Source organism: Bacillus sp. FJAT-49736 (assembly GCF_018343615.1).
In the GTDB taxonomy this organism is placed as follows: Bacteria; Bacillota; Bacilli; order Bacillales; family Bacillaceae_C; genus Margalitia.
Genome location: NZ_JAGYPI010000004.1, coordinates 1,588 through 23,850 on the forward strand (window position 1 = coordinate 1,588; position 22,263 = coordinate 23,850).

At 35.6% G+C, this 22,263-nt stretch carries 20 protein-coding genes; 11 read left to right on the forward strand and 9 right to left on the reverse strand.

Annotation, left to right across the window (positions count from 1 at the left end; genetic code table 11):
- Positions 1-424: 424 nt before the first annotated feature.
- The 8 genes from KHA87_RS18130 to dnaA form a co-directional block, all read right to left on the reverse strand.
- Positions 425-1,516, reverse strand: coding sequence for an HD-GYP domain-containing protein (locus KHA87_RS18130; protein ID WP_213095601.1), 1,092 nt, complete (start codon positions 1,514-1,516; stop codon positions 425-427).
- Between the two features lie 86 nt (positions 1,517-1,602).
- Entirely contained in the window at positions 1,603-4,086 is a 2,484-nt protein-coding gene (gene gyrA / locus KHA87_RS18135) for a DNA gyrase subunit A (RefSeq protein WP_213095602.1), read from the reverse strand.
- Between the two features lie 63 nt (positions 4,087-4,149).
- Positions 4,150-6,072 (reverse strand): DNA topoisomerase (ATP-hydrolyzing) subunit B, encoded by a 1,923-nt coding sequence (gyrB, locus tag KHA87_RS18140; protein ID WP_213095900.1) that lies wholly within the window; start codon positions 6,070-6,072, stop codon positions 4,150-4,152.
- A 175-nt stretch (positions 6,073-6,247) separates the two neighbouring features.
- Positions 6,248-6,502 (reverse strand): extracellular matrix regulator RemB, encoded by a 255-nt coding sequence (gene remB, locus KHA87_RS18145; RefSeq protein ID WP_213095603.1) that lies wholly within the window; start codon positions 6,500-6,502, stop codon positions 6,248-6,250.
- Positions 6,503-6,511: 9 nt separating this feature from the next.
- The gene (gene recF, locus KHA87_RS18150; protein WP_213095604.1) at positions 6,512-7,630 is read right to left on the reverse strand and encodes a DNA replication/repair protein RecF; all 1,119 of its coding nucleotides are present in this window, start codon (positions 7,628-7,630) and stop codon (positions 6,512-6,514) included.
- Between the two features lie 46 nt (positions 7,631-7,676).
- Complete coding sequence (gene yaaA, locus KHA87_RS18155) at positions 7,677-7,892, reverse strand: S4 domain-containing protein YaaA (protein WP_213095605.1); 216 nt, start codon at positions 7,890-7,892, stop codon at positions 7,677-7,679.
- A gap of 227 nt (positions 7,893-8,119) precedes the next feature.
- The gene (gene dnaN / locus KHA87_RS18160; RefSeq protein WP_213095606.1) at positions 8,120-9,259 is read right to left on the reverse strand and encodes a DNA polymerase III subunit beta; all 1,140 of its coding nucleotides are present in this window, start codon (positions 9,257-9,259) and stop codon (positions 8,120-8,122) included.
- A gap of 173 nt (positions 9,260-9,432) precedes the next feature.
- Complete coding sequence (dnaA, locus tag KHA87_RS18165) at positions 9,433-10,779, reverse strand: chromosomal replication initiator protein DnaA (protein ID WP_213095607.1); 1,347 nt, start codon at positions 10,777-10,779, stop codon at positions 9,433-9,435.
- Between the two features lie 761 nt (positions 10,780-11,540).
- On the opposite strand from dnaA, the gene rpmH reads away from it, so the two are divergent.
- The 11 genes from rpmH to KHA87_RS18220 all read left to right on the forward strand — a co-directional run bounded on the left by rpmH (position 11,541) and on the right by KHA87_RS18220 (position 21,547).
- Positions 11,541-11,675, forward strand: a complete 135-nt coding sequence (rpmH, locus tag KHA87_RS18170; RefSeq protein WP_213095608.1) for a 50S ribosomal protein L34 — start codon at positions 11,541-11,543, stop codon at positions 11,673-11,675.
- Positions 11,676-11,873: 198 nt separating this feature from the next.
- Complete coding sequence (rnpA, locus tag KHA87_RS18175) at positions 11,874-12,251, forward strand: ribonuclease P protein component (protein ID WP_213095609.1); 378 nt, start codon at positions 11,874-11,876, stop codon at positions 12,249-12,251.
- Positions 12,248-13,024, forward strand: a complete 777-nt coding sequence (spoIIIJ, locus tag KHA87_RS18180; protein WP_213095610.1) for a YidC family membrane integrase SpoIIIJ — start codon at positions 12,248-12,250, stop codon at positions 13,022-13,024. Before rnpA ends, spoIIIJ begins: the two co-directional genes overlap by 4 nt.
- Positions 13,021-13,638 (forward strand): RNA-binding cell elongation regulator Jag/EloR, encoded by a 618-nt coding sequence (gene jag / locus KHA87_RS18185; protein WP_213095611.1) that lies wholly within the window; start codon positions 13,021-13,023, stop codon positions 13,636-13,638. The genes spoIIIJ and jag overlap by 4 nt, the downstream gene beginning before the upstream one ends.
- A 324-nt stretch (positions 13,639-13,962) precedes the next feature.
- Positions 13,963-15,348 carry a tRNA uridine-5-carboxymethylaminomethyl(34) synthesis GTPase MnmE gene (gene mnmE, locus KHA87_RS18190; protein ID WP_213095612.1) on the forward strand — a complete coding sequence of 462 codons (1,386 nt, stop codon included), beginning with the start codon at positions 13,963-13,965 and terminating at the stop codon, positions 15,346-15,348.
- 28 nt (positions 15,349-15,376) lie between these two features.
- Positions 15,377-17,272 (forward strand): tRNA uridine-5-carboxymethylaminomethyl(34) synthesis enzyme MnmG, encoded by a 1,896-nt coding sequence (mnmG, locus tag KHA87_RS18195; protein ID WP_213095613.1) that lies wholly within the window; start codon positions 15,377-15,379, stop codon positions 17,270-17,272.
- Positions 17,273-17,286: 14 nt separating this feature from the next.
- The gene (gene rsmG / locus KHA87_RS18200) at positions 17,287-18,003 is read left to right on the forward strand and encodes a 16S rRNA (guanine(527)-N(7))-methyltransferase RsmG (protein WP_213095614.1); all 717 of its coding nucleotides are present in this window, start codon (positions 17,287-17,289) and stop codon (positions 18,001-18,003) included.
- 127 nt (positions 18,004-18,130) lie between these two features.
- Positions 18,131-18,991 carry a nucleoid occlusion protein gene (noc, locus tag KHA87_RS18205; RefSeq protein ID WP_213095615.1) on the forward strand — a complete coding sequence of 287 codons (861 nt, stop codon included), beginning with the start codon at positions 18,131-18,133 and terminating at the stop codon, positions 18,989-18,991.
- Between the two features lie 196 nt (positions 18,992-19,187).
- Positions 19,188-19,949: a ParA family protein gene (locus KHA87_RS18210; RefSeq protein ID WP_213095616.1), complete on the forward strand. Its 762-nt coding sequence runs from the start codon at positions 19,188-19,190 to the stop codon at positions 19,947-19,949.
- Positions 19,942-20,805 carry a ParB/RepB/Spo0J family partition protein gene (locus tag KHA87_RS18215; protein ID WP_213095617.1) on the forward strand — a complete coding sequence of 288 codons (864 nt, stop codon included), beginning with the start codon at positions 19,942-19,944 and terminating at the stop codon, positions 20,803-20,805. The genes KHA87_RS18210 and KHA87_RS18215 overlap by 8 nt, the downstream gene beginning before the upstream one ends.
- 37 nt (positions 20,806-20,842) lie before the next feature.
- The gene (locus tag KHA87_RS18220) at positions 20,843-21,547 is read left to right on the forward strand and encodes a DUF554 domain-containing protein (RefSeq protein WP_213095618.1); all 705 of its coding nucleotides are present in this window, start codon (positions 20,843-20,845) and stop codon (positions 21,545-21,547) included.
- Positions 21,548-21,618: 71 nt separating this feature from the next.
- Here the strand turns inward: KHA87_RS18220 and yyaC are convergent, their stop codons facing one another.
- A complete protein-coding gene (gene yyaC / locus KHA87_RS18225; protein WP_213095619.1) occupies positions 21,619-22,245 on the reverse strand; it encodes a spore protease YyaC in 627 nt (208 codons plus the stop codon).
- Positions 22,246-22,263: the final 18 nt, after the last annotated feature.

A 22,263-nucleotide genomic window follows, 5' to 3' on the forward strand; every position in this document is an offset into this window, starting at 1 on the left:
CAGGCAGGTTACCCACGTGTTACTCACCCGTCCGCCGCTAATCATCAGGGAGCAAGCTCCCATCTGATTCGCTCGACTTGCATGTATTAGGCACGCCGCCAGCGTTCGTCCTGAGCCAGGATCAAACTCTCCAAAAAAGTGTTTGATTAGCTCATAAAAAATTTAAAACATTGACGTTTTGTTCTGTTTAGTTTTCAAAGATCAATTGTTTTTAACGACTCTAATATAATACCATGTGTTAAATGTTTTGTCAACCACTTTTATTATAATAAAGACTATATTTACATTGATTAGTTAAATCATTTTTAAACCAACGAGTATTATTCTACTAAAATTTCTAAACGAATGCAATACTTTTTTATAAGGTAATATTTAAATCCAAGCTAATATTTTCCCTTCCTATAAAAGCATCGAAAGGAGATGTCTAAATAATCTCCTTGATACTTAAGTCTCTAGCTTTTTCTAAATCTACAATTTCACCATTATCCACAATTTTTACTAATGGTCTAGTTAATGCTGATTGTTTCGTAAACATTATTTCTGCTATTTCATTATTAGATAATTTTATTTTAGTTCCTATGACTAAATTAGTTGAAATCATATTAAGTAAAATATTGATCACAGATATATCAAATTGACCAAAACAGTCCGAGTTTAAAATTTCAATTGCTTGAAAAGCAGAAACCTTTTTATGGTAAGGACGGTCGCTTATCAATGCATGAAATACATCAGCAACCGAAACTATTCTTGAAAGAGGGTAGATTTTGTCCCCTTTCAACTTCATCGGATAGCCGGAACCATCCAACCGCTCATGATGTTGGAAAATTGCTAGCTTTGTTTCAGGCTTGAGCAGCGAGATATTTTGAATCATTTTAAGACTTTGGCCAACATGTTCTTGGACTTCGTTCATTTCCCCTAAAACGAGGCTTCCTTCTTTTTTTATTATGTTCGGAGACACCTTTGACATCCCTACGTTCGCTAAACATCCTGCCAATGCTGCCTGTAAATATTGTCCCTTGGAATAATTCATTTTTTTAGCTATCAAGCTACTTAAAAGACCTACTGCAATTGAATGGTGATATATGTATTCATCTTTATTGGAATAGTTATGAATAGAAAGAAGCTGCTTACTACCGTCTTCTATACTCTCGAGTAACGGGTATAAATAATCTCTAACACTCGCAATATTGATCATTGCTCCCGATTGCCAATTTTTAAAATCTGATTTATACCTTTGAACTGCATTGTTATATTGCTTTTCAAATGATGAGGTCTCCAATTTATTATCAACTTTTACTTCCTTCGGTATATTTTGCTCATTGCCTTCTACCTTTAAGAAGCTTCCATCCGCCATTTTATTTTCAATACTAACTTCGTCTATATTAAAAGCTTTTAAAACTTTAATATAACTTTTATCAATAATAGTGTTTTTAGGAATAATAGGAGAGCCTGTCATTCCCATAACATCATCTTCTAAAATACAACCCTCTTTAAGATTTCCCACCCTAATTTTCATACCTTCACCCCAGTGTAAGTGTCAAAGCAGTTTCCTTTTTATATATTTTACCAAAAAAAAGACATCAAAACGATGTCTCTTTAAAATTATTCATTAATATTTTCATCCTGATCTTCTTCAAGATCAACTGTTTCTTCCTCGGAATCCTTTTCTACTTTTGCAACCGTCGCAACATACTCATCTTCTGCAAGTTTTATTAACTTAACACCTTGTGTATTTCTGCCGAGTAGTGAAATATCGCTCACAGCCATTCTAATTAATACTCCACCGCCAGTGATTAACATTAAGTCCTCTTCACCAGTCACTGTTTTAACAGCAATTAGGGATCCATTTTTCTCTGTAATATTACATGTTTTAATCCCTTTTCCGCCACGGCTTTGAAGACGATATTCTGCAGCAGGAGTGCGTTTTCCATAGCCATTGATAGTTACTATTAAAACTTCATTGTTCTCATCAAGTATTTCCATTCCAACTACATCATCATTATTTGAAAGGGTAATCCCTTTTACACCAGTTGCTGTTCTTCCCATTGATCTTACATCTGTTTCAGGAAAACGTATAAGCATACCATTTTTTGTTCCAATGATGATATCCTTATTCCCATCTGTAAGCTTAACAGAAATCAATTCGTCTTCTTCTCTTAAATGAATAGAAATTAGCCCGTTTGTCCTAATATTAGCGAATTCAGATAGTGGTGTACGCTTTGATATTCCCTTTTTCGTTGTAAAGAACAAGAAAGAGTCTTCTACGAATTCTTCCACTCGGATAATGGTATTAATCCATTCATCTTTTTCAATTCCTAATAAGTTTATAATTGGCAGGCCTTTCGCAGTACGGCTATATTCAGGTATTTCATAACCCTTTGCCCTATATACTTTCCCCTTGTTGGTAAAGAATAATATAGTATCATGCGTGGAAGTGGTTAAAAGATGCTCTACAAAATCATCTTCATTTGTTCCCATTCCTTGGACTCCTCGTCCCCCACGTTTTTGGCTGCGATAAGTTGAAATTGGCAGGCGCTTAATGTATCCATTATGAGTCAAGGTTACCACGATATTTTCTTGTGGAATTAAATCTTCATCCTCAATATGTTCAAGTCCACCTGAAACAATTTCTGTTCTTCGGGTATCGTTAAAGCGTTCTTTAATTTCTAGCAATTCCTCGCGAATGATATGCAGAACCTTTTCTTCATCCGCTAAAATTGCCTTTAATTCAGCAATTAATTTAATTAATTCTTGATACTCTTCTTCAATTTTTTCTCTTTCCAAACCTGTTAATCTTTGAAGACGCATATCAAGAATAGCCTGAGCTTGCTTCTCAGATAAAGAAAATTGTTCCATCAAGCCAGTTCTAGCAATATCCGTTGTTTGAGATGAGCGAATTAAGCTAATAATTGCATCTATATGATCTAATGCAATTCTTAATCCCTCCAAAATATGGGCACGAGCTTCCGCTTTTCTTAATTCGAACTCCGTTCTGCGGCGAATAATAACTTTTTGATGCTCTAAGTAATGGTATAAGCATTGCTTTAGATTTAATACCTTTGGTTGTCCATTTACTAGGGCTAAGATATTAATACCAAAAGTAGTTTGTAAAGCAGTATGCTTATATAAATTATTAAGCAGTACATTTGCGTTTGCATCTCTGCGAACTTCGATGACAACCCTCATACCAGTGCGGTCAGATTCATCGCGTAAGTCTGTAATCCCGTCAATCTTTTTATCTCTTACTAACTCAGCAATTCTTTCTACTAACTTCGCTTTATTTACTTGATAAGGAATTTCCTTAATAATAATCATTTCTTTTCCATTTGCCTTTTGCTCAATTTCCACACGAGCTCTTAAGGTAATGGAACCTTTTCCTGTTTCATAGGCTCTACGTATTCCACTTCTTCCGACAATTAATCCCGCGGTAGGAAAATCTGGACCTGGAATATACTCCATTAATTCTTGAAGTGTTATGTCTGGTTCCTTACTTAAAGCAAGAACTCCATCAATTACTTCACCGAGTTGATGTGGGGGAATATTCGTTGCCATCCCGACCGCGATTCCCGAGGTACCATTTACTAATAAATTAGGAAATCTCGATGGTAAAACTACAGGTTCTTTTTCAGAACCATCATAGTTATCTTGATAATCTATCGTATCTTTATTTATATCACGAAGCATTTCCATCGATATTTTTGACATACGTGCTTCCGTATAACGCATAGCAGCTGCAGAATCTCCATCCACAGAACCAAAGTTTCCATGTCCATCTACAAGCATATAGCGATAGCTAAAATCCTGTGCCATACGTACCATTGTTTCATAGACAGCTGAATCTCCATGGGGGTGATACTTACCGATTACCTCCCCAACGATACGGGCGGACTTTTTATATGCTTTATCCGAAGTCATTCCCAAATCGTTCATTGCATAAAGTATTCTACGGTGAACAGGCTTTAAACCATCCCGTACGTCTGGTAGTGCACGAGAAACGATAACACTCATTGCATAATCAAGGAAGGAAGTACGCATTTCCTTGCTTAAATTTACTTCTTTAATACTTTGATTCGGCGTTTCAGCCATTCTGACAACCTCCTTTTAAGAGAAGCAAGCAACCAGCGATAACTGATTGCTTTTGAAATCACATTAAATATCTAGATTCTTAACATAAACAGCATTTTCTTCAATGAAATTACGACGTGGTTCTACTTTATCGCCCATAAGCATTTCAAATGTTTCATCCGCTTCGATTGCATCATCTAGATTTACTTGAAGCAATGTACGATTAGCAGGATCCATTGTTGTCTCCCAAAGCTGTTCCGGATTCATTTCTCCGAGACCTTTATATCGTTGAATCCCTGGTTTTGGCTGCTGTGGCATATTGTTTAGAGCTTCCTCTAATTCGCGATCGCTGTATACATAGTCAACCTTTTTCCCTTGTGAAATTTTATAAAGAGGTGGTTGGGCAATATATACATATCCAGCTTCAACAATTTGTCTCATATAACGGTAAAAGAAGGTAAGCAGCAATGTTCTAATATGTGCCCCATCTACATCGGCATCCGTCATAATAACAACTTTATGATAACGAGCTTTTGAAATTTCAAAATCATCGCTGATTCCTGTACCAAGCGCTGTTATAATAGTTCGAATTTCATTATTGGTGAGTATTTTATCCAAGCGAGCCTTTTCAACATTAAGAATTTTACCCCTAAGTGGCAAAATTGCTTGAAAATGTCTGTCCCTGCCTTGTTTTGCAGATCCACCTGCAGAATCTCCCTCTACAATAAATAATTCACTTATTTGAGGATCTTTAGATGAACAATCTGCTAATTTACCAGGTAGACTGGAAACCTCTAACGCACTTTTACGGCGTGTAAGTTCACGAGCTTTCTTAGCTGCCAAGCGAGCACGGGCAGCCATTAATCCTTTTTCAACAATTTTCTTTGCGACTGCAGGATTTTCCAACATGAATTTCTCAAAGTGCTCCGAGAAAACAGCATCTGTAATTGTTCTCGCCTCGGAATTACCTAGCTTAGTTTTCGTTTGACCTTCAAATTGCGGGTCCGGATGTTTGATAGAAACAATTGCGGTTAGCCCTTCACGGACATCTTCCCCAGAAAGATTGGAATCGTTGTCTTTAATTAATCCGTTCTTTCTAGCATAATCATTAATTACCCGTGTTAAAGCGGTCTTAAATCCGAATTCATGAGTACCGCCCTCATAGGTATGAATATTATTGGTGAAGGAGTATATATTGCTCGTAAATCCATCATTGTATTGCAAGGAAACTTCTACTACAATTCCTTCTTTTTCACCATCAACATAAATTGGCTCTTCGTGTAAAACTTCTTTCGTGCGGTTTAAATGCTCAACGTAAGATTTAATTCCGCCTTCGTAATGATATTCATTTTTTTTAGGCTCTTCCCGTTGATCTTCAATGGTAATTTTGATTCCTCGATTTAAAAAGGCAAGTTCCCGAATCCGAGTTGCCAATATATCATATTCATATACGGTGGTTTCCGTAAAAATTTCAGAATCTGGTTTAAAACGAGTTGTTGTACCTGTTTTATCGGTGTCTCCAATCACTTTCAAATCGAAACACGGTACACCTCGTTCGTATTTTTGATAATGAATTTTGCCATCACGATGGACGAATACCTCAAACTCACTAGAAAGAGCATTAACTACTGATGCCCCTACCCCATGTAATCCTCCGGAAACCTTATATCCACCACCGCCAAATTTACCGCCCGCATGGAGAACAGTATGGATAACCTCTACTGCTGGACGGCCCATTTTTTCATGAATCCCAACAGGAATACCGCGTCCGTTATCTATAACTTTGATGCTATTATCTTTTTCAATAATGACATCTATTTGATCGCAAAAGCCTGCCAAGGCCTCATCAATACTGTTATCTACAATTTCCCAAACAAGATGATGAAGTCCTCTTGAACTTGTAGAGCCAATATACATTCCCGGGCGTTTTCTAACCGCCTCAAGTCCTTCAAGAACCTGAATCTGATTTTCATCATATGACTGATTTTGTAATTGTTCTTGTTCCATTGGCAATGAAATTCACCTACACTTCCTAATAAATAAATTCTTGAAAGCATGAATAAAAAAATCGAATCCGTACAAGGTATAAAAAGGCTGTTTTCGCATAGCGATAAGGACGTTTATAAAGATTCAATTAATTTTAGTAACATGGTTAAGAAAAGTGACTTTAAGAATAATACAATTATTTAAAAGAAATCTGCTGACTTCCGTATTTTGTTCTTTTATTAAGCGTATTTGAGGCTAATGGTGAGAGATAAACTTGATGTTTGGTAATGATTATTGATTTATATTCTCCCTTTGATAAATTGATTATCTCATGGTTTCTTATCTGGAAAAATTCCAGCATAATTGGTGAATCGTGAACGGATCCTTTGTCGAGAATTGCAATAATATCATTACTTTGTACCAATACATCTTCACCTACATGAACATACACGTTTCCACCTCATTTTCCGCGGGAAATGCATCCTCCTGAAACAATAAAGGTGGATGCTTCTTTTAACGTTTGGTGATCAATTCCTTCGATACTAGTCGTTGTAACAAATGTCTGAACCTTACCTTGAATTGTGTTTAACAAATGGGACTGACGATAATCATCTAATTCTGACAAAACATCATCTAGAAGCAGAATGGGATACTCACCAATTTCAGAATGAATTAGCTCTATTTCAGCCAATTTCAAAGATAAGGCAGTAGTGCGTTGCTGACCTTGTGAGCCAAAAGTTTGAACATCACGGTCATTTACATTGAAAGCCATATCATCCCTGTGAGGCCCTACCAAAGTTACACCACGTTCGATTTCCCTGTTTCGAATGGAGGCAAATTTCTCCTCATATATCTTTATCATGTTTGACGAATCCAGTTCTTCTGATACATCTAACGAGGGTTTATATACTATTTTTAAGGATTCAAGCCCTCTTGATATTCCTTTATGGATAGGACTTGCCCATTCTTGCAGCATTTTAATAAAATCAAATCTTTTCATATTGATTTTTACTGCACTTTGAATGAATTGATCTGTCAAAACATCTAAAATAGTTTCATCCTTTTGTTTCTTAACTTGAAGCTGCTTCAAATAATGATTCCGTTGCTGCAAGATTTTTTGATATTGACCAATATCATGTAAATAAACAGGGGAAACTTGCCCTAACTCCATATCAATAAAACGTCGCCTTACTTGTGGACTCCCTTTAACGAGATTTAAGTCTTCGGGAGCAAACATGACGACATTCATATTTCCTATATATTGGCTTAGCTTTCGTTGTTCAATATGATTAAATTTAGCCTTTTTTCCTTTTTTAGATATTATTAATTCTAAGGGGAAAGAACCGCTTCCTTTTTTTATCCTCCCATTTATTTTAGCATATTCTTTATCCCAACGTATCAAATCTTTATCATTTGTTGTACGGTGAGACTTTGCCATTGCTAAAACATAGAGGGATTCCATCACATTTGTTTTACCCTGTGCATTTTCCCCAAGAATAACATTCACTTTATTTTCAAATGAAATGGATAGCTTTTCATAGTTGCGGTAATTAATTAAATCCAGCTCTTCAATATACATTTCGTTACATCCTTTACTCCAAGACAGACCTAAATTACTCCAGTAGTTAATTAGTTACAACAAACTGGCCAATTCCAGGTATATCTACTTTGTCACCCGCAACAAGCTTTTTCCCTCTTCTTTGGTCAAGTGCCCCATTTATATAGACCTCATATTCACTCAAAAACCACTTTGCCATGCCACCGCTCTGAATAACATCAGCCAATTTTAGAAATTGACCTAAAGTAATATACTCGGTTTCAATCTTTACATTTTTATCCAATATCTTCAGCATCCTCTTTTTTTTGTATCTAATATATAATTTTACTAAATATTTTCAATGAATACAAAGTATCTTTCAAAGAAGAGGGGACTCTTATGTTTTTAACGCTATTCGTTATCCACATGTTAATAACTTTTTTAGCTTAGGACTTTTCCTATTACCTGCAGACAATTTTTTGGTAAAAAAATAAATCGGTGTATTAAATAAACACCGATTTATCTATTTTCTTAATACGTTCTTACTGGCAAGATAAGTTGAATAATCGATTCATCATTCATTGGATGAATAATAAATGGTCTCATTGCACCAGTAAAATTAATTTTAATTTCTAGACCTTCTAGTGCTTTAAGAGCATCCATCATATATTTTGCACTAAAAGAAATTTTTAGATCCTCACCCTCAACAGAATGGCTTTGCACCTGCTCAATTACTTTCCCAACCTCTGGAGTATTGGATGATATTTCAATAACACCGGAAGATAGTGTGGAAAGTTTAACTACATTTGGATTACGTCCCTCTTTGGCCAGTAATGATGCACGGTCGATTGCCTGTAAAAAGTCCTTTGTATTAATAATGAGCTCTGTTTTGCTTTCATTAGGAATAAGGCGAGAAGTATCTGGATAATTTCCTTCTAATAATCTGGAAAAGAATAAAAGATGCTTTGCTTTAAATAATATTTGATTCTGAGTAATGACTATTTCCACTGGTTCATTTGTATCATCTAATATTTTACTTAATTCATTTAAGCTTTTCCCAGGTATTACGATATTGTATTGAGAATCACCAGTGATTTCAATTTCTGCAGTTCTTTTTGCCAATCGATGACTATCTGTAGCAATACATGATAATTTGTTCATTTCCAGCTGCCAGTTTACACCTGTTAAAATTGGTCGTGTTTCGGAAGCGGACACTGCAAAGACTGTTTGTCTTATAACATTTTTTAATATATCCGTAGGGATTCTAATAATGTTTTCTTCTGAGATCTGCGGTAAATGTGGATATTCTTCTGGATCCAAACCATTTAAGTTAAATTCTGCCTTACCTGATCTAATTACTGTTTGAAATTGGTTAATTACTTCAATTTCAACGGTATCCATCGGTAACTTTTTAACAATTTCTCCAAAAAACTTTGCTTGTAGCACAATTCCACCAGTAGAATGGATCTCTACTAGTTCATCACCATCTTCTTCCTTAGGAATGAAGGATTCAATGGATACATCTGAATCACTTCCTGTTAATGTTACACCTTCGCTTGATGCAACCATTTTTATTCCTGTCAGAATAGGTATGGTAGTTCTTGTACTAATTGCTTTCATTACATCTTGAACGCTTTGAATTAAACGTTCACGCTGAATGGAAAATTTCATGATTTAGCCCCCGGTTAATATTAATATTTCTTTTAAAAAATCGTAGTAATAGTAATAGGCGTTGTGAATTTGTGGATAACTCAAAATAGTAAAGGAAATACAGTCTATCCACATGTGGATAGACTGTGTATAGGTATAAGCATGTTATTCACAATATCCCCTAATAAAAATATTTAGCTTTTAAGGATACTCCGAATTTCCTCAATTTTTTTCTGTAATTGTGCATCACTTTGAATCATTTTTGATATTTTTTCATGTGCATGGATTACAGTTGTATGGTCACGACCACCAAATTCCTCTCCTATTTTAGGAAGAGAAAAATCAGTTAGCTCCCTGGCAAGAAACATTGCAATTTGTCGTGGAAATGCTACAGATTGCGTACGTTTTTTCGCCTTGAAATCCTCAAGCTTCACATTGTATTGCTCGCCAACCTTCTTTTGAATATCTAGAATGGTAATAACTTTTGGCTTGGAGCTTGGAATAATGTCCTTTAACGCCTCTGCCGCTAAATCTGCATTAATATCCTTATTAATTAATGAGGAGTAAGCAACAACTCGAATTAATGCCCCCTCCAACTCGCGAATGTTGGAATCAATTTGATTTGCAATATATAACATTACTTCATTTGGGATATCCAGTCCATCAGCCTTAGCTTTTTTGCGAAGAATGGCAATTCTTGTTTCTAAATCAGGCGGAGTTATATCTGTTATTAATCCCCACTCGAACCGTGAGCGCAGGCGATCCTCTAATGTAGGAATTTCCTTCGGTGGTCTATCACTGGAAATTACAATTTGCTTGCTTTCTTCATGTAATGCATTAAATGTATGGAAAAATTCCTCTTGAGTTGATTCTTTTCCTGCTAGGAATTGAATATCATCTATTAGAAGAATGTCGACATTTCGATATTTATTTCGAAAATATTCGGCTTTATTATCCCGGATAGAGTTAATAAATTCATTTGTGAATTTTTCCGATGAAAGATATACAACCTTTGCTGTTGGATTATGTTCAATTACATAATGACCAATTGCATGCATTAAGTGGGTCTTTCCTAATCCTACTCCTCCATAAATAAAGAATGGATTATATGCTTTTGCCGGTGCTTCAGCTACAGCTAATGAAGCCGCGTGAGCAAAGCGATTTCCAGAGCCAATAACAAAGGTATCGAATGTATATTTTGGATTCAGCATATTTTGATTCAGTTCAGCAGGCTCATCATTATTTAACTTTTTTTGCTTAGAAACAGGTATTTGTAAATCCTGATCCTCCTGGTTTTGTGGAATGATAAATTTCACAGAAAGCTCTTCGCCTGTGATGTCATAAAGGACACCTGAAATAAGCTGAACATATCTTCCTTCAAGCCAGTCTCTTGCAAAGTCATTTGGTACGGAGACGATAAATGTATCGCCTTTTAATGAATGAGCTTTAGTTGACTTTAGCCACGTTTCAAAGCTGGGCTTACTGATCTTTTTTTCTATTATAGATAGGGCTTTGTTCCAAAGATCAGTTATATTTTCCAATACCATACCCTCCTTTAACCATTATTTGTGCAATTACAAAGCTTGAAAAGTTTGTCAGAGCAGTAAATCTATTTTTCTTTATATCCTTGTGTAACATTGTTATGCAAAAAAATAATAGATTAATAAATATACATTAGTATTCATGTGGAAAAACATATAATAAGGAAAGAAAAGCAGATTTCGACATTATTCACTGTTTGTGGACAATTTTATTCAAGCGTTGTATATAAACTATCCACAAGTTATTCACATCTGTGGATAAATACATTATGAAAATAGATATATTCAGAGTGAAAACACATTTATCATATCAAATAATGATTGAAGGCGCAATGATATTTGTAAATTATCCACAAGACTAAGTCTATGTGGAAAAAAGTAATTAACAAGTAAATAATTTGTTCAAAACTTGTCAATAAATGTTGTGGATAATGGAAAATGTCGAAAAATTTATCCACATTATTTATTTTGCGCAGCTTTAAGATAAATTTTGGTAAGTATATTCTCGAGTTGACAAGTTCTCTAGTTCATCTTTATAATTGAAAGGACTGTCTTTTACTTAGGCTGTTTTTATAAAAGTTGTTGCTTTTCGTCATTTGTTTTAAAATCTAATACAGACATAGTTCGGGCATCTTTTCATAGAGAAAAATTATTATTACCTATATACGATGTCTATAAGATTTTCGTTTACAAAAGCAACAAAGTTTAAGAAAAGAGCCTTAACTGAAATAATTGTTATCCTCGAAGGAGGTGTCATAGAAATGAAAAGAACTTATCAACCAAACACACGTAAAAGAAGCAAAGTTCACGGATTCCGTGCACGAATGAGCTCAAAGAATGGACGTAAAGTCTTAGCTAGCCGTCGTCGTAAAGGAAGAAAAGTATTATCAGCTTAAGACCACTGAAACGTCTCAGTGGTTTTTTTTTAAATAAAATTAGAAAAGCGGAAGTGCCTTGTTCATCGACGATGTCCTATTGAAATTTGAAGTGCCAATTTCACTTATAAAGAGCATTCCCGAAAGGGCACTAGTCGATGGCCACTTTTGCTAGACAAGACGAATCAGTCAATTTGCTTTGAAAAGCAGGTGATCATAATGAATAAAGCGCATCGTATTAAGAAAAATACCGAATTTCAAAATGTGTTTAATAATGGAAAATCTTATGCGAATAGACAATTTGTTGTTTATTTATTAAAGAAGGAAAACCAGAAAAACTTTCGAATTGGTTTATCTGTTAGTAAAAAAATTGGGAAGGCAGTAAAAAGAAACGAAATTAAACGATACATTCGCCAGGCATTTCATGAAATGTATTCCTATATTGATAGGGAATATGACTATGTAATCATCGCTAGGAAACCAGCGGCCGAAATGAATTTCCATCAAGTAAAAAAGAGCTTGGAGCATGTACTAAAAATAGCAAAAATTCTAAAGAAGGATTATTTTAAGGGAAATAGGGAGGAAATATTGGATTGAAGAAAAAAATAGGCCTAGTAGTTTTACTCATTGTATTGATTTCTGTATTAGCCGGGTGCACAGAATTTAATAAGGATATTACACCGGAAAGCAAAGGGGTTTGGAATGAATTTATTGTTTATCCATTATCCTTATTAATTATTAAAGTTGCACAAATCTTTGGAAATAGCTTTGGAATATCCATCATCGTTGTTACTATTCTAATTCGCCTTGTTATCTTGCCTCTAATGATTAAACAAACAAAAAGCACGAAAGCAATGCAAATTCTTCAGCCGGAAATGTTGGAATTACGAAAGAAGTACAGCTCGAAGGATGCTAAAACACAGCAACAGCTGCAGCAGGAAATGATGAAGTTATATCAAAAATACAATATTAATCCTCTTGCAGGATGTTTGCCTTTAGTCATACAAATGCCTATTCTATATGGATTTTATCATGCGATTAATCGAACACCGGATATAAGGGATTCTTCATTTTTATGGTTTGATTTAGGCTCACATGATTATATTTTAGCTATTGTTGCCGGCATTACTACCTTTATTCAACAAAAGATTATGATGTCCGGTCCACAAGGTCAAAATCCGCAAATGGCGATTATGCTATGGGTAATGCCAATAATGATTATCGTAGTAGCTTGGAATCTTCCAGCAGCATTACCGTTGTATTGGATTGTCGGAAATATATTTATGATAATTCAAACATATTTTATTAAAGGTCCTGAAATGAAAAAGGAAATAGCTATTACAGGGAAATCGGGGGGAGCTAAAAGGTGAAAGAAGTAACTGCTAAAGGACAAAGTGTCGAAGAAGCAGTCGAGTCAGCTCTTAGAAATTTAAACACAACAAAGGATCGCATAAATGTCCGCGTTATTGATGAAGGGAAAAAAGGATTGTTCGGATTATTTGGTTCAAGGCCGGCCGTTGTTCATGTGCAAGTTAAACCAGATCCAATTGAAGAGGCAAAAAAATATTTGGTAGACGTTACAAAAGAACTCGGAATTGAATTGGAAATAGAAATTGTACAAAATGGCAGATTAGTTGAATTCAAACTTTCTGGTGAAAAAATGGCGTTACTTATTGGAAAAAGGGGACAAACCTTAAATGCACTCCAGTATCTAACCCAGCTTGTATCTAATCGATACACAAATCATTATTTTACGATCACGTTAAATGTTGAGGATTATCGTGAAAGGCGGGAACAGGCATTAATACAATTAGCGGATAGACTTTCAGACAAAGCACTGCGAACGAAAAGCCTGGTTAAATTAGAACCGATGCCGTCTTTTGAAAGAAAAATAATTCATAGTCACTTAGCAAATAATAATCGGATTGAAACCCATTCAGAAGGTATTGAACCTAATCGTTATTTGGTTATCACTCCAAAATAATAAAACTCTTTGCTGCATGTCAGCTTAGAGTTTTTTCTATGTCTTCAAAATGGTTCTTTTTCATTGGGAAGTATCAATTTTTAAACTACCGGCCACGGTTGGTTTTATTTCAGGAGCAGTCAACGGAGGTGAAATTTGTATTCCTAATTTTTACGTATCCGTAGTCCGATAAGCAAGTCTCTTTCGCTTTTCCTAATTTATTGTTATTCACATGTGGATAAGTTAAAATAGAAATCATTGAATTCTTTAAATGTGGATAAAAGTGAGTTATTACTCTTTCTTTTTATTATAGATAATAATTTTTGTGAAATGAGGTGAAGCTAGATGGAGTTTGATACAATTGCTGCTATATCAACTCCTATGGGAGAAGGCGCGATTGCCATAGTTCGTTTAAGTGGTGATGATGCAATCACCATTGCAGATAAAGTATTTAGAGGTGTTCATGGAAAAAGGCTAAAGGATGTCTCTTCTCATACGATTCATTACGGCCATATATTTGATTCAGAAAAAAATGAAATTATCGAAGAAGTAATGGTTAGTGTAATGCGGGCGCCTAAAACCTTTACTAGGGAAAATATAGTCGAGATTAATTGTCATGGTGGACTAGTTTCAGTAAATAGGGTACTACAATTAATATTAAATTCTGGTGCAAGGCTTGCGGAACCAGGTGAATTTACAAAAAGAGCGTTTTTAAATGGCCGTATAGATTTATCGCAGGCAGAGGCGGTTATTGATTTAATTAGAGCAAAAACGGATCGAGCAATGAATGTCGCGATTGGCCAAATGGAAGGAAGATTATCACGGTTAATCAAAAAGCTTCGTCAAGAAATTTTAGAGGTAGTTGCACATGTTGAGGTCAATATCGATTATCCGGAGTATGATGATGTAGAAGAAATGACCCATAGATTATTAAAGGAAAAGGCAATCTATATACGAACGGAGCTGACAAAGCTTCTAGAAACTTCCCATCAGGGCAAAATATTGCGTGAAGGTATTTCTACTGTTATCATTGGTAGGCCAAACGTGGGAAAGTCATCCTTATTAAATAGTTTTGTTCAAGAAAATAAGGCTATTGTCACAGATATTCCAGGCACTACACGTGACGTAATTGAAGAATACGTAAATGTGCGCGGTGTCCCATTGCGTCTTATTGATACGGCTGGTATTCGTGAAACAGAAGATATTGTAGAAAGAATTGGTGTAGAGCGATCCAGAAAGGTATTAAAAGAAGCAGATTTAATTTTGCTTGTACTAAATTATGCCGATGAGCTGACAAAAGAAGATGAGCAATTATTTGAAGCTATTAAGGGAATGGATGTAATAGTTATTATTAATAAGACGGACTTACCGAAAAAAATAAATATGGATAGGGTTAAAGAGCTTGCAAAGGATCATAACATTGTCACCACTTCATTGTTGGAAGATAAGGGTGTGGACCAATTAGAGGAAGCAATTGCTTCTCTTTATTTTCAAGGTTCGATAGAAGCACAGGATATAACCTATTTATCTAACAGTCGTCATATTGCTTTAATAAGTCAGGCATTACAAGCAATTAAAGAAGTAATAAATGGAATTGAGATGGGAACGCCAATCGATATTATCCAAATTGATTTAACTCGTACATGGGAATTGCTTGGAGAAGTAATTGGAGATAGTGTTCAGGAAGGTTTAATTAATCAATTGTTTTCACAATTTTGTCTAGGGAAATAGAAGTAAATTTGTAAGGAGGCAAATCATTATGCCATATGAAGCAGGACAATTCGATGTAATTGTCGTTGGCGCTGGACATGCTGGTTGCGAGGCTGGATTAGCAGCTGCTAGAATGGGTGCCAAAACATTAATGATTACCATTAATCTTGATATGATTGCATATATGCCATGTAATCCATCAATTGGCGGCCCTGCAAAAGGGGTTGTAGTAAGGGAAATTGATGCACTTGGCGGAGAAATGGGTAGAAATATCGATAAAACCTATATTCAAATGAGAATGTTGAATACAGGAAAAGGGCCAGCAGTTCAAGCATTACGGGCTCAGGCAGATAAACATCAATACCAACAGGAAATGAAGAAGACTCTGGAAAATGAGCCTAATTTAACATTGATGCAAGGAATGGTAGAAGAATTAGTAGTAGAAAAGGGCGATTGCAAAGGAGTTATCACGCAAACAGGTGCAATATATCGTTCTAATACTGTCGTGCTAACTACAGGAACATTCCTCCGTGGTGAGATTATTATCGGTGATCTGAAATATTCTAGTGGTCCAAACAACCAACAGCCATCAATTAAATTATCGGAAAATCTAGAAAAGCTAGGATTTGACCTTGTTCGTTTTAAGACAGGTACACCTCCAAGAGTGAATAGTCATACGATTGATTATAGTAAAACAGAGATTCAGCCTGGTGACGATGAGCCTCGTGCTTTCAGTTATGAAACGACGAAATATATAACTGATCAATTACCATGCTGGCTAACCTATACAAATGAGCATACACATCAAATTATTGATGCGAATCTTCATCGCTCACCAATGTTTTCAGGAATGGTGAAAGGTACTGGTGCACGCTATTGTCCATCCATCGAAGATAAGGTTGTTCGTTTTAGTGATAAACCAAGACATCAAATATTCTTAGAACCGGAAGGACGTAATACAGAAGAAGTATACGTTCAGGGTTTGTCAACCAGTTTACCGGAGGAAGTTCAACATAAAATCTTAGGAACTGTTCCAGGGCTTGAAAATGCACAAATGATGAGAGCGGGATATGCCATTGAGTATGATGCAGTTGTGCCATCACAATTATGGCCGACATTAGAAACAAAGGCTGTTCCTAACCTTTTTACTGCTGGCCAGATTAATGGTACTTCAGGGTATGAGGAAGCAGCTGGTCAAGGAATAATGGCTGGTATTAATGCTGCAAGAAAGGCATTAGGAAAAGAAGGTATTATTTTAAGCAGGTCAGATGCCTATATCGGAGTGTTATTAGATGATTTAGTGACAAAAGGTACGAATGAACCGTATCGTTTATTAACATCGCGAGCAGAATATCGGTTATTGCTTCGCCATGATAATGCCGATTTGCGTCTAACTCAGATTGGCTATGAAATTGGCCTCATTTCAGAAGAAAGATATAATAAATTTATAGCGAAAAAAGAGGCAATTGAAGAAGAAAAAGAACGTCTTCGCTCTATTATTATTAAACCAAATGAACAAACACAAAGCATTATTCGTGAGGTAGGCGGCAGTGAATTAAAAGACGGAATACGTGCATCTGATCTATTAAAACGCCCAGAAATGAATTACCAGCATATAAAAATACTAGTTCCTTCAGAAAAAGAGTTAATGAAAGAAGTTGAGGAACAAGTAGAAATTCAAATAAAATATGAAGGTTATATTGATAAGTCGTTGCAGCAAGTAGATAGATTAAAGAAATTAGAGGATAAGAAAATACCTGAGAACATTGATTATGACGATATTAATGGTATTGCTACCGAAGCACGTCAAAAACTAAATAAGATTCGCCCAATATCCATCGCACAAGCATCCAGAATATCTGGGGTAAATCCATCTGATATATCCATTTTGTTGGTTTATATTGAACAAGGGCGAATTGCCAAGGTATCTGGAGATAACGGATAAGGAATGATATATAGATGAAAGTAGAGCAATTTGTTCAGTTATTAGAGGAGAAGGGTATTGCCCTTTCCTCAAATCAAATTCAACAATTTGAACGTTATTTTGAGCTATTAGTTGAATGGAATGAAAAAATGAATTTGACAGCTATAACGCAAAAAGAGGATGTATATTTAAAGCATTTTTTTGATTCCATCTCAGCTTCTTTTTTTGTGGATTTCAATCAGCAGCTTCATATTTGTGATGTTGGAGCGGGAGCGGGATTTCCAAGTATTCCTTTGAAAATTTGCTTTCCGGAAATAAAAATATCGATAGTTGATTCTCTTCAAAAGCGTATTTCCTTTTTAGAGCATCTTGCAAAAGAGCTAAAGCTGGACCAAGCCTATTTTTATCATGATCGTGCTGAAACCTTTGCGAAAAATAAAGAGCACAGAGAAAAATATGATATAGTAACTGCTAGAGCTGTTGCAAGAATGTCTGTTCTTAATGAATTATGCCTTCCCTTAGTCAAAATAGGAGGGGCATTTGTTGCGATGAAAGCAGCTAATGCTAAAGAGGAATTAGAAGCTGCTCAAAAAGGCATAAAAATTCTTGGTGGTAAAATACAAGAGGTATACTCGTTCACTTTGCCATTTGAAGAGAGTGAACGAAATATTATCGTCATAAAAAAAGATAAATCGACACCTGCAAAATATCCGCGAAAACCAGGGACACCAAATAAAATGCCTTTGGAATAGGTCTATAGCCTATTAGAAAATTCGCTTTATGTAGGAAAAACTCGAAAAATATCCCACGAAAATGCAGGAACTTGTCTTATAATAGAGAATATGTAGCTAGGGAGTTTCTAAAAGGTGGTGGAGGAAAATGAAGCATCCTTTTTCTCGTTTTTTTGGTGTGGGCGAAAAGGAAGAAGATTTAGAAATAGAAATCGAGACGGATATCGATAAAGAGGAAATTCGTAAAATTCCTATCTCTAATATTGTTCCTAATCGATTCCAGCCAAGGACGATTTTTAACGAGGAAAAAATTCAAGAATTGGCACGTACTATTCATACACATGGAATTATTCAACCAATAGTAGTACGTGAATATCAGCCGGATCAATTTGAAATTATCGCGGGCGAACGAAGATTTAGAGCGGTACAATTGCTTGAATGGGACACTGTTCCAGCAATCATAAAAAATTTAAATGATACCGAAACCGCTTCCGTTGCTTTAATTGAAAATTTACAACGTGAGGAACTTTCTCCGATAGAAGAGGCAATAGCATATGGAAAGCTATTGGATCTTCATAATTTAACACAAGAGGCATTGGCACAAAGGCTTGGCAAAGGTCAATCTACCGTTGCGAATAAGCTACGTCTGCTTAAGCTTCCGCAGGAAATTCAAGATGCATTATTACAAAAGTTAATTACAGAAAGACACGCAAGAGCACTTATTCCATTAAAGGATCCGGAAACGCAAATTCGGATATTAAATGATATTATAGCTAGAAATCTTAATGTGAAACAAACCGAGGAATTAGTAGTCAGGTTAATGAATAAAACGGAGAAAAAACCAAAGCCTCGCAGACAAGCCTTCAGTAAGGATATGAGAATTGCTGTGAATACAATCCGTCAATCACTAACTATGGTTACGGATAATGGAATAAATTTAGATTCCGAAGAAGAAGACTTCGATGATTTTTATCAAATTACGATACGAATTCCGAAAGGTAATAAATAGTTTGGTAGAAGCTTAGGTAATAAGCTTCTTTTTTCTTTTTTTTTTGGATTTTTTTCGGAAAAAAAACTATAAAATAAAAAAATATTAATTTGGAAATATATTTTTTTCGTGAAAAACGAACTATTAGAGGAAATTTTGTTAAAATAGATAATATGATTGCAATTTAATAGGAGAAGTTGAAGGTAGGTGACAACCGTTGGGCAAAATTATTTCCATTGCCAACCAAAAAGGTGGTGTTGGTAAGACGACTACCTCTGTCAACCTAGGAGCCTGCTTAGCACATATCGGAAAAAAAGTATTACTTGTAGATACAGATCCGCAAGGTAATGCAACGAGTGGTGCAGGTATCGATAAGGGTGATGTCCAGCAATGTATTTATGATGTTCTTGTAGATGATGTTGATATAAAAGAAGTAGTAAAGCCAACTGCGGTGGAAGGGCTTTTTTCTGTTCCTGCCACCATTCAATTAGCTGGTGCAGAAATTGAATTGGTTCCTACTATTTCAAGAGAAGTACGTTTAAAACGAGCATTGGCAGAGATAAAAGATGAGTATGACTTCATAATAATTGATTGCCCTCCGTCTCTTGGGCTATTAACAATTAATGCTTTAACAGCTTCGGACACTGTTTTAATTCCTGTCCAATGCGAATATTATGCATTGGAAGGTTTAAGCCAACTATTAAGCACTATCCGTCTAGTACAAAAACATTTAAATAATGACCTCATGATTGAGGGGGTGCTTCTGACGATGCTAGATGCCAGAACCAATTTAGGACTTCAAGTCATTGAAGAAGTCAAAAAGTATTTTCAAGATAAGGTTTATCGTACAATTGTCCCGCGCAATGTTCGATTAAGTGAAGCACCAAGCCATGGTGAACCAATTATTGTGTATGACCCTAAATCAAGGGGAGCGGAAGTCTACTTAGATTTGGCAAAGGAAGTGGCGATGAATGGCTAAAGGACTTGGAAAGGGAATTAATGCATTATTTGCGAATGTCAATGTGGAAAATGATGATGCAGTCCAAGAGGTTAAACTGAAAGAGCTTAGGCCGAATCCTTATCAGCCCCGAAAAATTTTTCAAGCAGAAGCCATTGAAGAATTGAAGGAATCTATTCTTCAACATGGAATTTTACAGCCAATCATTGTGCGTAAAAGCATAAAGGGGTATGAAATTGTAGTAGGTGAAAGGCGTTACCGTGCTGCTAAAGAGGCGAAACTTGAGAAGGTTCCAGTTGTTGTACGAGAGCTGGATGAACAGCAAATGATGGAGCTTGCTGTTTTGGAGAATTTGCAGCGTGAGGACTTAACTCCGATCGAAGAAGCAAATGCCTATCAAACACTTATGGAGCGTTTAAATTTAACACAGGAGCAACTAGCAAAACGTCTCGGTAAAAGCAGGCCGCATATAGCTAATCATTTAAGACTGTTAGTTCTTCCAAAAAAGATACAAGAACTTATATCTAATGGTGATATTTCAATGGGTCATGGCCGTGCTCTTTTGGGATTAAAGAAAAAGGACAAGCTCATGGCTGTAGTTGAAGAAGTAATGAAAAATGGACTAAATGTCCGGCAGTTGGAAAAATTAGTGCAACAAATGAACGAAAATGTTTCACGTGAAACAAAGAAACCGAAAGTGGAAAAAAATATTTTTATTCGGGAGCAAGAAACTGTTTTGCGAGAAAAATTTGGAACAACTGTGACGATTAAACAATCGAAGAAAAAGGGAAAAATCGAAATAGAATTCTTTTCACCAGAAGATTTGCAAAGAATTCTGGAGTTACTGGAAAGCTCAAATGAGAGGGAAACCATCTAAGGATGGTTTCTTTCTGTATAAGAGAGGTGTGTAGTATTTGGTTTTGTTAGGGACAATTGTTAATGGTGTTTGCATAATTATCGGCTCAATACTGGGGAAATTATTAAATAGAATCCCTGAAAAATTAAAGGGCACCGTGATGCATGCAATAGGTTTGGCAGTAATGGTATTAGGATTGCAAATGGGATTTAAGAGTAATAACTTTCTAATTGTTATTCTAAGCCTTGTATTTGGTGCGGTTATAGGTGAGTTATTGGCCCTAGAGGATAAATTAAATCTTTTGGGAAATTGGCTAGAAAAGAAGATAGGTTCAAGTAATCAAGGAAGCATTGCAGAGGGATTTGTATCAGCAACCTTAATATTTGTTATTGGTGCAATGGCAATTATTGGTGCGCTGGACAGTGGAATACGTGGAGACCATAATGTTTTATATACTAAGGCGGTTATCGATGGCTTCACTGCTCTTATACTAACAACGACATTAGGAATAGGAGTTATTTTTTCCGTTTTTCCAGTTGTTATATATGAAGGAATCATTGCTCTTTTTGCAACTCAAATAGATCACTTTGTTCCGAAGGAAATAATGGATTCATTTATTACCGAAATGACTGCAGCTGGTGGAATAATGATTTGTGCAATCGGATTAAATATAACAGGGATTACCAAAATTCGTGTAGCAAACTTATTGCCTGGGATTGTTGTGACTGCAATTATTGTAACTATTATTCATTTCATTCATTAATTTATTAAAGGGGAGATTGTATCTCCCCTTTAGTTTAATTCTAGATTTCAATTTATTATGACTGTGATATTTTAGGAAATAGTATTTTCCTGATTTTCTCTCCAATTTAAATTTAGTAAGGAATGTTGATATTTATAAGAAAGACCAGCCCGATAAATACCGTCTGCAATCGTTTTAGCCATGTTTAAGACTAAGTGTAAACGGGTATTTTGTAGTACAAAAAACTCCATAAAACCACTTACATTCACAATGCCGGTTATATGCATATTTCCGACAAATGGCAATTCCTTTTTGACACCTGCTCCGGGTTTAACGGGACCATCACCAATCTGAATCATGCCAACACTTTTTAGTTTTCCTAAACAGGCATCAATCCCAATAATAAAAGGGTGATCATATGTATTTTGAATAGCTTGTAGCTTTTCTTCAAGATTAACGGCATGAATAGGATCTTCAAGGGTTCCATATATATGAAAAGGGGATTTTCCTTTTTCTTTAAGAAAGGTTCCAATAAGGGGTCCTAATGAATCACCTGTTGAACGATCTGTTCCGATGCAAACGATAATAATAGGAATATTCGTATCATCGGGCAACATGGTTAAGAGATGCCTGGAAACTGCTCCCTTAGCGGAGATATCATCAAATGGAATTTTTAATTCTTCGTCTTTGCGATCAAATATACCTTTGCCAATCTTCATACTGTCCACCCCTTATTA